12 protein-coding genes and 1 tRNA gene are annotated in these 12,835 nt (G+C 57.8%); 4 read left to right on the top strand and 9 right to left on the bottom strand.

Annotated elements, in window-relative coordinates; translation table 11 throughout:
• Positions 1–272: 272 nt before the first annotated feature.
• From msrQ to clpB, 4 genes are all read right to left on the bottom strand, one after another.
• A complete protein-coding gene (gene msrQ / locus KO492_RS09160) occupies positions 273–890 on the bottom strand; it encodes a protein-methionine-sulfoxide reductase heme-binding subunit MsrQ (protein WP_216044676.1) in 618 nt (205 codons plus the stop codon).
• Positions 890–1,816 (bottom strand): protein-methionine-sulfoxide reductase catalytic subunit MsrP, encoded by a 927-nt coding sequence (msrP, locus tag KO492_RS09155; RefSeq protein WP_216044675.1) that lies wholly within the window; start codon positions 1,814–1,816, stop codon positions 890–892. Before msrP ends, msrQ begins: the two co-directional genes overlap by 1 nt.
• A gap of 65 nt (positions 1,817–1,881) precedes the next feature.
• The gene (locus tag KO492_RS09150) at positions 1,882–3,399 is read right to left on the bottom strand and encodes an FMN-binding glutamate synthase family protein (protein ID WP_252735466.1); all 1,518 of its coding nucleotides are present in this window, start codon (positions 3,397–3,399) and stop codon (positions 1,882–1,884) included.
• A 167-nt stretch (positions 3,400–3,566) separates the two neighbouring features.
• Positions 3,567–6,194: an ATP-dependent chaperone ClpB gene (gene clpB / locus KO492_RS09145; RefSeq protein ID WP_216044674.1), complete on the bottom strand. Its 2,628-nt coding sequence runs from the start codon at positions 6,192–6,194 to the stop codon at positions 3,567–3,569.
• 242 nt (positions 6,195–6,436) lie between these two features.
• Between clpB and pyrF the strand changes: the two genes are divergently transcribed.
• On the top strand, positions 6,437–7,147 hold the full coding sequence (gene pyrF / locus KO492_RS09140) for an orotidine-5'-phosphate decarboxylase (protein ID WP_216044673.1): 711 nt from the start codon (positions 6,437–6,439) through the stop codon (positions 7,145–7,147).
• Between the two features lie 2 nt (positions 7,148–7,149).
• Here the strand turns inward: pyrF and KO492_RS09135 are convergent, their stop codons facing one another.
• The 3 genes from KO492_RS09135 to KO492_RS09125 are packed head-to-tail and all read right to left on the bottom strand — an operon-like array spanning position 7,150 to position 8,760.
• Positions 7,150–7,581, bottom strand: a complete 432-nt coding sequence (locus KO492_RS09135) for an NUDIX domain-containing protein (protein WP_216044672.1) — start codon at positions 7,579–7,581, stop codon at positions 7,150–7,152.
• Entirely contained in the window at positions 7,574–7,876 is a 303-nt protein-coding gene (locus tag KO492_RS09130; RefSeq protein ID WP_252735465.1) for an NfeD family protein, read from the bottom strand. Before KO492_RS09130 ends, KO492_RS09135 begins: the two co-directional genes overlap by 8 nt.
• Entirely contained in the window at positions 7,876–8,760 is an 885-nt protein-coding gene (locus tag KO492_RS09125) for an SPFH domain-containing protein (protein ID WP_066608529.1), read from the bottom strand. The genes KO492_RS09130 and KO492_RS09125 overlap by 1 nt, the downstream gene beginning before the upstream one ends.
• A 110-nt stretch (positions 8,761–8,870) precedes the next feature.
• Between KO492_RS09125 and KO492_RS09120 the strand changes: the two genes are divergently transcribed.
• Positions 8,871–10,124, top strand: a complete 1,254-nt coding sequence (locus tag KO492_RS09120) for a DNA polymerase IV (protein ID WP_216044671.1) — start codon at positions 8,871–8,873, stop codon at positions 10,122–10,124.
• Positions 10,125–10,158: 34 nt separating this feature from the next.
• Here the strand turns inward: KO492_RS09120 and KO492_RS09115 are convergent, their stop codons facing one another.
• On the bottom strand, positions 10,159–11,019 hold the full coding sequence (locus tag KO492_RS09115; protein ID WP_216044670.1) for an N-formylglutamate amidohydrolase: 861 nt from the start codon (positions 11,017–11,019) through the stop codon (positions 10,159–10,161).
• A 297-nt stretch (positions 11,020–11,316) separates the two neighbouring features.
• On the opposite strand from KO492_RS09115, the gene KO492_RS09110 reads away from it, so the two are divergent.
• Both KO492_RS09110 and ykgO read left to right on the top strand, forming a co-directional pair.
• Positions 11,317–11,391 (top strand) — tRNA-Val (locus tag KO492_RS09110).
• A 61-nt stretch (positions 11,392–11,452) separates the two neighbouring features.
• Positions 11,453–11,578 (top strand): type B 50S ribosomal protein L36, encoded by a 126-nt coding sequence (ykgO, locus tag KO492_RS09105; RefSeq protein WP_005850168.1) that lies wholly within the window; start codon positions 11,453–11,455, stop codon positions 11,576–11,578.
• Between the two features lie 178 nt (positions 11,579–11,756).
• Here the strand turns inward: ykgO and KO492_RS09100 are convergent, their stop codons facing one another.
• The gene (locus tag KO492_RS09100) at positions 11,757–12,830 is read right to left on the bottom strand and encodes a 2,3-butanediol dehydrogenase (protein ID WP_216044669.1); all 1,074 of its coding nucleotides are present in this window, start codon (positions 12,828–12,830) and stop codon (positions 11,757–11,759) included.
• Positions 12,831–12,835: the final 5 nt, after the last annotated feature.

Raw genomic sequence — 12,835 nt, 5'->3', positions numbered from 1 at the left:
CTCATCAAATCCTGCAAGCGGTTTTTGAAAGTTTTGTGCATTACCCTTCAAAATACCCACTAACATCATGTTTTTAAATGATATATTTTGTCATATTTTTATGCAGAGCATAACAACAACACCTCGGTCACCTACGCTCTTTATTGCCTGTAAGTAATTCTCGGGACTTACCCACAGGCCTTCACGCAACATTCGCAAAACCACCCCTTGGTTTTATCTGAATCACCCGTGAATCATCTCCATGTCAGAGACGACTCGCCCTGATTTTTGACTCAGACAGATTCGCGAGATATCCAGCGCGTGATCTTTTGGCGGACCGGCACGCGAAGCAGGAGAAGGGCAACAACAGCGGCAAGATACAGAAGAGGCTCGATCTGCCACCCCTTCCGCAGCATGACGAAATGGACTCCCCCCAACAGCAGCGCTGGATAGACAAGTTTATGAAGCTTGCGCCAGTTGCGACCGAGTTTGCGGATCGCGGCATTATAGGATGTGGCCGCCAGCGGAATCATGAGGACAAAGGCCCCCATGCCAATGGTGATATACGGGCGCTTATATATGTCGGCGATGATCTGGGAGAAAATCTGCACATCCAGAACAACCCAGACCAGAAGATGCAAAAAGATATAGAAGAACCCGATCAGGCCGAGTGCGCGCCGGAACTTTAACATATTCAGCCCCGCATAGCGCCGCAGGGGAGTCACACAAAGGGACGCGATCAGCACCTGAAGACCAAGCAGGCCGATCTTGTGCTCCATAGCCTTAACCGGATCGACGCCGAGTTGGCCCGTCACGCCGGCATAGAAAAACCACGCCGGCGGAATCACGGCAGCGACATAGAGAGGCCAGGTTGGGACCTGACGCATGAAACGGTTGATGCGATCTATCATCAGTAGTTTTTCGACAGATCCATGCCGCGATAGAGATCGGCAACCTGCTCCTCGTAGCCGTTGAATTTCAGCGTCGCGACACGGGACGCAAAAACCCCGCCGCCGATCCGCCGTTCTGTGGCCTGTGACCAACGCGGGTGACTGACGTCCGGATTCACATTGGAATAGAAGCCATACTCACGATGGTTGATCGCCTTCCATGTGTTGACGGGCTGCTCTTCCTGCAGGGTGATCTTCACAATCGACTTGATCGACTTGAACCCGTATTTCCACGGCACAACCAGACGCAAAGGCGCACCGTTCTGATTGGGAAGCTCTTTGCCATAAAGCCCCGTCGCCATGAGGGTGAGCGGATGCATCGCCTCATCGAGCCGCAGCCCCTCGACATAGGGCCAGTCCAGAATGGGACGGTTTTGCCCCGGCATTTCCTCCGGACGATAGAGTGTTTCAAAGCGCACATATTTTGCCGATGGCTGGATGCCGGCCATGTTCAGCAACTGGTTCAGCTCGAACCCGTTCCACGGAATGACCATCGACCACGCCTCAACACAGCGGAAGCGGTAGATGCGTTCGTCGATATCGACCTTCGCCAGAATATCGCCCAAGCCATAAGAGCCGGGACGCTCCACCAAACCGTCGATCTCGACGGACCACGGGTCGGTTGTCAGAGCATGGGCATGACGGGCGGGGTCATCCTTGCCGGTGCCGAACTCGTAGAAATTGTTGTAGCTCGTGATCTCTTCAAAGCTGTTCGGCGTCTCTGTCGTGTCAAAGCCCTGTATCTCGAACTCCGGCACTTCCTGAGCGCGAGCACCGGAGGCCGCAACCAATCCGGCCCCCGCGATACCGGCCATCACGGCACGGCGGTTGAGATAGGCCGGTTCCGGCGTGACGTGAGAATAAGGCAGGCTGTATTTCTGGGTCATGGATCCCTCCCGATGCGTTTCACAAACCGTATCCCAGCCCGCCTCCGTCTCAAACCAAACTCATCTCACAACTGCGTTGGGGTATTGTAACTTTCGTGATGATGGCTTGGCACGATCCGGTCCAGCGGCACGGATGTTCCGTCCGCCTGCACAATCCGCACATGCCGCCTGCGCATCTGGCGTGGCTCAAGCACGCCGACCGAATGCGCGATCATCTCAAGCTCCTTGATCGTCGCTTTCGCATAGGCGGCCACTTTTTTGTATTTGTCCTCCACCACAAGTCCGCCCTGCAAATGCGGGTCATGAGTGGTGATGCCTGTCGGGCAGGTGTTCTTGTTACACTTGAGCGCCTGAATACAGCCGAGCGAGAACATGAAGCCGCGCGCGGAACAGACAAAATCCGCCCCCGCACAGATTGCCCAAGCAACATCGGCGGGGTTCACCAGCTTGCCCGCGGCCACAATGCGGATACGGTCATGCAACCCGTATTTGTCGCGCAGATCGACAATGCGGATGAGAGCCTCCTTGATCGGCATGCCCACGAGATCAATAAGCGGCATGGGGGCGGCACCCGTTCCGCCTTCGCCGCCGTCAATGGTGATAAAGTCCGGTGCATATTCATCGCCGCGTTCCTTGATCAGAGCAAAGAACTCCTCCCAAGGTCGCGAGGATCCGACCACGAATTTGAAACCAACGGGTTTGCCGGTCACATCGCGGATGTGATTGATGAAGTCGAGAAGATCACCGAAATCATCCACTTCGCGGTGGCGGTTGGGTGAAATCCCGTCTTCGCCGGGCTTCAGGCCACGGATTTGCGCGATCTCGGGTGTGATCTTGGCGGCGGGCAGGATGCCCCCCTTGCCGGGCTTCGCACCCTGAGACAGCTTGATCTCGAACATCTTGACCTGCTCATGGGCAGCCATCGCACGCAGCTTGTCATCATCCAGATTGCCCGCGTCGTCACGGATGCCGTATTTCGCCGTCCCGATCTGATACACCAGATCAGCACCCCCTTCGAGGTGGAAGGGCGACAAACCACCCTCACCGGTGTTGAGCCAGATCCCCGCCTCTTTCGCGCCTTTTGACAGCGCCAGAACCGCAGGTTTGGAAATGGCCCCGAAAGACATGCCGGAAATGTTGAAAATCGAATGTGCATTATAAGGCACGCGACAATGCGGCCCGATGGTCATGGGTTCCGTCACCGCGAACTGGTCGTCGAGCGGGGGAAAGGCCGCATTCATGAAGATCGGCGTGCCCGGAATCGTCAGGGAGCGCGTCGAGCCGAAGGCGACCGTGTTGCCCTTGCCGTCAGACGCCCGATAAATCCAGTCCCGTTGCGCGCGGTTGAACGGCATTTCTTCGCGGTCCATCGCAAAGAAATACTGGCGGAAGAACTCCCCCAACGTCGAGAACCAATGCCGAAAATGCCCGATCACCGGATAGTTGCGCAGGATCGCGTCCCGTGTCTGACGTTTGTCCAACACATAAAACGCAATCGCGGCGAGGACAATCACGCCGATAGCCACCACGAAGATCAGCGCCAACATCTGAAGCGCCATCATTGCCCAATGCCAGAAGGTCATGGTTATTTCTTTCCTTACACGTCACTTTGGCCTGAACCTGACAGAAAGGCGGCAGAAGACAACTGTAAAGGTTGGGTTGTTAGCGCTAAAATTCGGTATTCATATGCATACAAAAAGCGGCCCCGAAGGGCCGCCTTGCTGTCTTGATTGATTGCGGGCTTTCCGCCTTAGTGAACAACCGCATCATCCGGCTTTGGCCGGTTCGATGCGCCCACACGCTCGCCCAGAATCAGACCATCCGTTCCGGCAGACACAGGGATCGTATCGCCATCGGCGACCTCGCCAGCCAAAAGCAGTTCGGCCAGCGGATCCTGCAACGCGCGTTGGATAACACGTTTCAGAGGACGCGCCCCGAAGACCGGATCATAGCCTTCGTTCGCCAGCCATTCCTTGGCCCCTTCGTCGATCGACAACGCAATATTGCGTTTCGCCAGACGTTTTTCGAGCCGCGCAAGCTGGATTTCGACAATGCCGCCCATGTCTTCGCGTCCAAGCCGGTCAAAGATGATCGTCTCGTCAAGACGGTTAAGGAACTCGGGACGGAAATGCGCCCGCACCGCGTCCATCACATCGCGCTTCGCATCGCTGGCATCCGCGCCTTCTGGCAACTGGCTCAACGCCTGCGCACCGAGGTTCGACGTCAGAACAATCAGCGTCTGCTTGAAGTCCACCGTGCGGCCCTGACCGTCGGTCAGCACACCGTCATCCAAGACCTGCAACAACACGTTGAACACATCGGGGTGTGCTTTTTCGACCTCGTCGAACAGCACGACCTGATAAGGCCGACGCCGCACAGCTTCGGTCAACACACCACCTTCGTCATAACCGACATAGCCCGGAGGCGCACCGATCAGACGGGCAACCGCGTGTTTCTCCATGAACTCCGACATATCGATACGAACCATCGCATCGTCATCGTCGAACAGGAACTCGGCCACGGCCTTGGTCAGCTCGGTTTTCCCGACACCCGTCGGCCCGAGGAACAGGAACGACCCGAGCGGACGGCTTTCGTCGTTCAGGCCAGCACGCGCACGGCGCACCGCGTTGGCGACCGCATGAACAGCCGTTTCCTGACCAATCACCCGCTTGTGCAGACCCTCTTCCATCCGCAGGAGTTTGTCCCGCTCGCCTTCAAGCATTTTCGACGTCGGAATACCGGTCCAGCGTTCCACCACCTCGGCGATCTGTTCGGGACGCACGGCCTCTTCGACCATCAATTCCCCGTCCAGACCCGCTTCTGCGGCTTCGGCCTCGGCCAGTTGCTTTTCAAGCTGCGGGATCACGCCGTAGCTCAACTCCCCGGCCTTGGCCAGATTGCCTTCGCGTTTGGCGATTTCGAGCGACGCCCGTGCCTGATCCAACTGCTCCTTGAGATTGCGCGCGCCTTCGAGTTTCTGGCGTTCGGCTTCCCATTTCGCAGTCATCGAAGCGGACTGGTCCATAAGGTCGGCCAGCTCCTGTTCGAGCTTTTCAAGCCGGCGCTTCGATGCGTCGTCATCCTCTTTCTTCAGAGCCTCGGCCTCGATCTGAAGCTGTAGGATCTGCCGGTCAAGCTGGTCAAGCTCTTCGGGCTTGCTGTCCACTTCCATGCGCAGACGCGAGGCCGCCTCGTCCACAAGGTCGATGGCTTTGTCCGGCAGGAACCGGTCCGTGATGTAACGATGCGAAAGGGTCGCAGCCGCCACCAGCGCCGAGTCGGAAATCCGCACCCCGTGGTGGAGTTCGTATTTCTCTTTGATCCCGCGCAGGATGGACACCGTGTCCTCGACGGTCGGCTCCTCAACCATCACCGGTTGGAACCGGCGGGCCAGAGCCGCGTCTTTTTCGACATATTTGCGATACTCGTCCAATGTCGTCGCACCGATACAGTGCAACTCCCCACGCGCCAGCGCCGGTTTGATCAGGTTCGCGGCATCCATAGCCCCGTCCGTTTTACCCGCGCCCACAAGCGTGTGCATCTCGTCGATAAAGAGAATGACTTCGCCTGCGGCGGCCTCGATCTCTTTCAGGATGGATTTCAGACGTTCCTCGAATTCACCACGATATTTCGCCCCCGCAATAAGCGAACCCATATCGAGCGCCAACAATTTCTTGTTGCGCAGACTTTCAGGCACATCGCCATTGACGATCCGCAGGGCAAGCCCTTCGGCAATCGCGGTTTTACCCACGCCCGGCTCCCCGATGAGAACAGGGTTGTTCTTGGTCCGACGGGACAACACCTGCATCGAGCGGCGGATTTCTTCGTCGCGTCCGATGATCGGGTCGATTTTACCCTCTTCGGCGGCCTCGGTGAGGTCGCGCGCGTATTTCTTCAAAGCCTCATAGCCGTCTTCGGCGGAAGCACTGTCGGCGGTGCGCCCTTTGCGAATCTCGTTGATCGCGGCATTGAGTTTCTGCGCCGTCACACCACCTGCATCCAGCGCGTCTTTCGCGGCAGATTTGGTGATCGCCAGCGCGGTCAGAACCCGCTCGACGGGCACGAAACTGTCACCTGCCTTCTTGGCAAGTTTTTCGGCCTCATCCAGAACCTTGGCGGTCTGCTGATCCAGATAGGTCTGGCCACTATCGCCCGACACTTTTGGGATCTTGTTCACAGCCGCCTCGTTGGTGGCCATGACAACTTTCGCATCCCCACCTGCATTCGAAATCAGGTTGGCTGCAAAGCCCTCTTCGTCATCAAGCAAAGCCTTCAATAGATGCTCGGGCTTCAGAGCCTGATGGCTCTCCCGCATCGCGATTGTCTGCGCAGCTTGAAGGAACCCGCGCGACCGTTCGGTGAACTTCTCCATGTCCATACCGTCTCTCCTTTTTCCAAGCGCCCCAGTGATACTCGACGCCCGCTTCGCGGCACGCCCTTAGGATGGGGCCTCTCCCCCTAGATGGGGATTGTCCCCTGCGCCCACAAGAGCAACTGTTGCAAAATTAGAACAAACTTTCTGCGTGGCAAATGCACACAGGCACGATCCTGCGATCTCACCCCCTTGACCCAATCAATGCTTTACGCGCATGCAGTGGCAACTCAGAGAAAGGACGCCCAATGACCGCCACGACCCAAAGTGATGACCGCCTTATCGTTGCCCTTGATGTGCCCAATGTGGTGCAGGGATTGGAACTGGCCAATCAGATCGGAGACGCCGTTTCTTTCTATAAAATCGGTCTGGGAATGCTCACAGGCGGCGGTTTTGCGCTAGCCAACGAGCTCAAGCAGGAGCAGGGGAAAAAGATTTTCCTTGATATGAAATTCTTCGACATCGGCGCGACTGTGGAAAATGCGGTGCGCGGTGTAGCGCAATATGACATGGATTTCCTGACCGTCCACGGCGATCCCTATGTGGTCAAAGCCGCAAAAGAGGGTGCATCCGGCTCGCAAACCAAAATCCTTGCGGTGACGATCCTCACCTCTCTGGACCGTGCCGATCTGGATAGCGCCCTGATCAAGGACGGCGACATTCGTGATCTTGTGCAAGAGCGTGCCGGAAACGCCTTGCGCGCCGGTGCCGATGGCGTCATCGCCTCCCCGCAAGAAGCAGCCCTGATCCGTGCGCTACCCGAAGCGGAAGGCAAGTTGATCGTCACCCCCGGCGTGCGCCCCGCCGGTGCGGACCTCGGAGATCAGAAACGTGTCGCAACACCTGCGAAAGCCATTCAGGACGGTGTCGATCACATTGTGGTCGGGCGTCCGATCTGGAAGGCCGACGACCCGCGCGCGGCGGCTCTTGCCATTCAAAAAGAAATTGCTTCGGCCTGATGTCAAAGCCCGAGCGCATCTAGCGCTCGGGTCAGCCGTCCGCGCAGAGGGCTCACCGCATCCTCGCGCATGATAAACGCACGCGCCTCCATCCATGCCCAACCCTGCCCCTCATCGCCCAGCTTGATCTGCGCATCTGACAGGTCATCCCAACGCAGAACGAAAAAGTGCACCACCGTCTCAGGATCGACATGGCCGCGCTCTTCTGCATGATAGATGACTTGGGCCGGATCGAGGGTCAGGGACAGCTCTTCAAACACTTCCCGCGAAAGCGTCTCGAATGGCGTCTCATCGCCCTCGCGCCCGCCTCCCGGCAAATCCCATTGTGCGGGATAGGGTATGTCGGGGCGGTCGTCACGCAACAGCGTCAACACATCCCCGCCCCGCAAGATCGCAACCTTCGCCCCGTCAAAAGGGGCGAAGCGTTCAGACATCGTCATTGATGTCCTTGTCCCAGATCTTCACCTGTCCTTTGCGCACACCGAACGCCTGTCGCATCGCAAACCAGGCCAGCATCGACAGCACGGCAACGACCAGAAGCACCACGGCGACATTGCCGCCGAACAATCCTAACGCCAACAACAGCGCCACGATTCCGGCCCCGACACCAAAGCCCAAAAAGATGAAGCCGGGTGCCATGACCTCAAGCCCCATCAGCGCGATGGCCGCCACAGCCCAGACCCACCATTGTTGCAAAAGCGAGATATGCTCCATGGTCGCAGTCTCCATCAGGACTTACCGCCGAACAGTTTGAACGCATTGCCAAAGGCCTCTAGAGCCGCCGCTGGCACGACAACCGTTTGTTTGCCTTCTCCGGCCCCCAGCGCGGTCAGCGCCTCGACCTGTTTCAAAGCCACCTGATATTGCGCGGATTCAATGCCGTGTTCGGTGATCGCCTCGGCCACAACGGCGGTCGCATAGGCCTCGGCCTCGGCCAGAACGCGGCGGGCTTTCGCGGATTGCTCGGCAGCGTAAAGCTGGGCATCGGCGTTCAGTTCCACGGAGCGTTTCTCACCTTCCGCTTCGGTGACTGCGGCACGACGGGCGCGTTCGGCATTCAATTGCTGAAGCATTGCGGCACGGGTGGCTTCATCAAGGTTGACGTCAAGCACCTCGGCGCGCGTCACCTCGATCCCCCAATTGTCCACCGCATCTTCAACGGCCAGTTTGATGGTCGAAATCAGTTGGTCACGGTTCGACTGGACCTCATCAAGTTCCATCTTGCCGATCTCCGCCCGCACGATCCCCGCAACTGTGGTCGCAATCGCAGCATCAACATCGCGGATGCGGTAAACCGTCTTTTCAGGTTCGATGATGCGATAGAAAACGGAGGTCTCCACCTTGACCAACACGTTGTCCGAGGTGATCGCATCCTGCATCGCGTTCGGCAGCTGGCGCTCAAGAATGGAAATCTTATGCGCCACAATATCGATCAGCGGCACGATGAAGTTGATCCCCGGCCCCAGAACCGTGCGCAGCCGGCCAAACCGCTCGACCACATATTTCTCGGATTGTGGGACGATCCGCACCCCTTTGAGCACAAGAAGGATGACAAATGCGGCCAAAGCCAGCGTAACGATATTGCCGCCGGTCAGAAACTGGAACGGATCAATGGAATACATGAGAAGACTTCCCCCAACTGATATCACGGGCCCATGGCCCCTTTCCTCGAATGGGTATATGATGAATCCTCATCAAGAAAGCAAAACATGCCTGTCCCGTTATGCCCTGCCTGTGCCGTGATTGCCTGACCACATTCGAGAGCGGCATGCGCTGCCCGTCCTGCGGGCGGCCCCGTGTGCTGTCGCATCCCGAACTGTTCACGCTTGCGATCGCGCATATGGATTGCGACGCCTTTTATGCCTCTGTCGAAAAGCGCGACAATCCGGAGTTGCGTGACAAACCGGTGATTGTGGGCGGCGGCAAACGCGGGGTTGTCACCACCGCCTGTTACATCGCACGGATCAAAGGGGTGCGCTCCGCCATGCCGATGTTCAAGGCGCTGGCCCTGTGTCCCGAGGCCGTGGTCGTTAAACCGAGGATGGAGGCCTATGTGGCCGCCTCGCGCGAAATTCGGGACATGATGAACGAGTTGACGCCGGATGTGGAGCCGCTGTCCCTCGACGAGGCCTTCATGGATTTGAGAGGCACGACGAAACTCCACGGTCACCCGCCCGCTGTCATGCTGGCGCGACTGGTGAAACGGATGCGCGACGAGTTGCAACTCACAGGATCCATCGGCCTGTCCCACAACAAGTTTCTGGCCAAGATCGCCTCCGACCTCGACAAGCCGCGCGGGTTTTCCGTGATCGGGCAGGCCGAAACGCTGGACTTTCTCGCCGAGCAACCCGTCAGCCTCATTTGGGGCGTCGGGCAGGCCACGAAAACCGCGCTTGAAAAGGCCGGCATCCGGACATTTACCGATCTCAGACGCTGGGAAAAAGACGACCTGCATCGCAGGTTCGGCGCGATGGGGGACCGCCTGTGGCATCTGGCACGCGGCGAGGACAAACGCCGCATCTCTGCGCATCGTCCGGTCAAATCCATCTCCAACGAAACCACATTTCCCGAGGACATCGCGGCTCTTGATCTGCTCGAAGGGCATTTGTGGCGACTTGCGCAAAAGGTCTCCGACCGCTGCAAGGCCAAAGACATCGCGGGCCGTGTTGTCACACTCAAGCTCAAACGTGCCAATCACGCCAGCCTGACCCGCCGCGTCACGTTACACGAAGCGACCAATATAGCAGACCGGATGTTTCGCACCGGTCGGGAACTTCTGGTTCCGGCTTTGGAACATGGCCCGTTTCGCCTGATTGGTATCGGTCTCTCCGATCTGGTCCCCGCCACCGAAGCCGACCTGTCGCCGGACCTTCTGGATCCGGATGCCGTCAAACGCGCACGGGCCGAACGCGCCAGCGACGAAATCAGGAAACGTTTTGGCAAGGATGCGATTGTGAAAGGGCGGGCGCTGCGCTGATACCATCGCCATGCCACGCGCAGATCAAAAGGCTTTACTCCGCCGCCAAAGGCAAACGCTCCACCCCGATCTCCGCAATGGTTTTCGCCGCCGCCGTAATCCGGTCGCGAAACGCGGCAAAGTCGGGCCGCAACTCCAGCGTCGCCTCATCCATATACAGAGAGCGGTCAATCTCGACCTGAATGGCATGATACTGCCGCGACGGGCGCCCGTAATGCTGCGTCACATAGGCGCCTGCGAAGGGAACATTGCGGGAGACCTCAAACCCCTGCGCGATGAACGCAGCCTCGACCTCATTGACAACTTCAGAGCGCGCAGACGCGCCATAGCGGTCGCCGATCACGATCTCCGGTCGCGTCCTGTGCCCCATACGCACGGTTGAAAGTGCCTCGCGCGGCATGGAGTGGCAATCAATCAGAATCGCCTGCCCGAATTGCGCGTGAGATTCGTCGAGCACGGATTTCAAAAGATGATGATAGGGCACCCAGACCTGTTCAATCCGCTCTTGCGCTGCCGCGCGACTGATCTTGCCACGATAGATCGCACGACCACCCGCCACCACGCGCGGAATCACACCAAGGCCGGAAGCGATCCGCGGGTTCAAACCTGCACGTCCGACACCCTCGATCAGCGCCGGATCAAGCTCGTCGGAGCGGCGGTTCAAATCCACCCAAGCCCGTGGATAAGTGGCAGACAAAAGCACAGCACCAAAGTCGGGAACACGCGCGAAAATCCGGTCCACATACGCATCCTCAGAAGAACGCAGTTGCAACGGATCCAAAAGCCCGTGCTCCAGCATCTCCTCCGGATAGGCCCGCCCGCTATGCGGCGATGCAAACACCACGCAGGACGTTCTCTGCGCAGGTCGCTGCAAAAAATAGGGGGCTACACTCATCGAAAATCCTTTCACCCGAAGACTATAATGGGTTTTGCAAAAATCCGAAGGGTTTCATCTCATGAAAAATGCCAATTTCGCATTTCTGTCGCCCTGATTTTCTTGGGCATATCCCACCTGTCATGACGGGAAACGCGGTAAAGGACGAAAATCTCTGTCAAAAGCTCTTGAACATTCATCCGACTCCTTTTATACGCCCACGGACTGACGCGGGAAATGCCCCGCGTCTTGTTCGTTCCGCCAATTTACCACCCTGTGGTAGAGGTTCGGGCAAGGCGCAGTTTCCCACGGACGGAAGGGCGTATAGCTCAGTGGTAGAGCACTTCGTTGACATCGAAGGGGTCACAAGTTCGAACCTTGTTACGCCCACCATCCGGCCGGTCAGATTGGTTTTAAACAGGCGCACGCAGGCGCCGCGACAAGGAGACTGGACATGAAAGTTCGCAACTCGCTCCGCTCGCTGAAGAACCGGCACCGCGACTGCCGCGTCGTGCGCCGTAAAGGCCGCGTGTACGTGATCAACAAGACGCAGCGCCGCTTCAAAGCCCGTCAGGGCTAAGTTCAGCAGCGATCACTAAAAAAAGGCCGTCCGATTTTCGGGCGGCTTTTTTCGTGTCTGACAATTTTCATGGCTGACAATCAGCCTGCAAAGCGATGCGTTTCGTGAAAACGCCGAGTCGCAAGGTTTCCGGAAAAGAGTAAAGCGCGCCCCGAAGGGCGCGCCCGACACTTCCGGCTTATGCCGAAACATCGATCAGGATTTTGACGTGCTCACCCGATGGGTCGAGCAGCGCATCAAACCCTTCGGTCACCGCGTCGTCGAGAACGATTTTCTTGGTCACCACTTTCTCTGCCGGAATTGCACCAGAAGCGATCAGGTCCACAACTTTCGGCCAGTAGTGGGTCGGGTAAGCCCAAGCCCCGCGCACATCGACATCCTTGAAGGTCACATCATGCCAATGCAGTTTGCTGTCTTTGGTATGCAAACCGACCTGAACAATCGTGCCCTGCTTGCGCACCGCTTGCAGACCTGTGTTCAATGCCGCTTCGTTTCCCGATGCCTCAAGCACCTTGTCACAGCCAACGCCACCTTCGGTTTGCTCCCGAACAACGGCCACCACATCATCCTTCATCGGGTTGAGGGTGATCACCTCCGGCATGATCTCTTTCGCCAGTTTCAGCCGCGTTTCATTCACATCGGACAAAAAGATTTTTGTCGCACCGAATGCTTTTGCGGACAGCATTGCGAGCATACCAATCGGACCCGCACCGGTCACCAGAACGGAATCACCGGCAGTCACCTCACCACGCTCACAGGCATAGACCGCCACCGCAGTCGGCTCGACCAACGCGCCCTCTTCCCAGCTCATGCTGTCGGGGATTTTCACCGCGTTGTAATCATTGACAATCGCCGCCTCCGCCATACCTCCGGACATCCAGCTCAGACCAACCAGCGCCAGTTCCTCGCTCAGATGGAACAGGCCACGGTCTGCAAAATAGTCGCCCGAACGCGGCATCACCAGCGGCTGCACCGACACGCGGTCACCGGGTTTCACATGGGTGACACCTTCGCCCACGGCAGTCACTTCGCCGCTGAACTCGTGCCCGAGAACCTGCGGAGCCTGTGCCTTTGTGAAAGGATGTGGTTCTGCCGGCACAAAAATCGGACCGGCAACATATTCGTGCAGGTCAGTGCCACAGATACCGACATATTTGTTCTTGATTGCAACCTGCCCTGGCCCTGGCTGGGGGATGTCTTCCATGTCTTCAATACGAAGATCTTTCGCGGCGTAAAATCTAAGGGCTTTCATAGGGG

The sequence above is a fragment of the Celeribacter halophilus genome (assembly GCF_018860305.1).
Classification (GTDB): Bacteria; Pseudomonadota; Alphaproteobacteria; order Rhodobacterales; family Rhodobacteraceae; genus Celeribacter; species Celeribacter halophilus_A.
The sequence above is the reverse complement of the archived record's forward strand: the minus strand, read 5'-3'. Positions and strand labels throughout refer to the sequence as shown.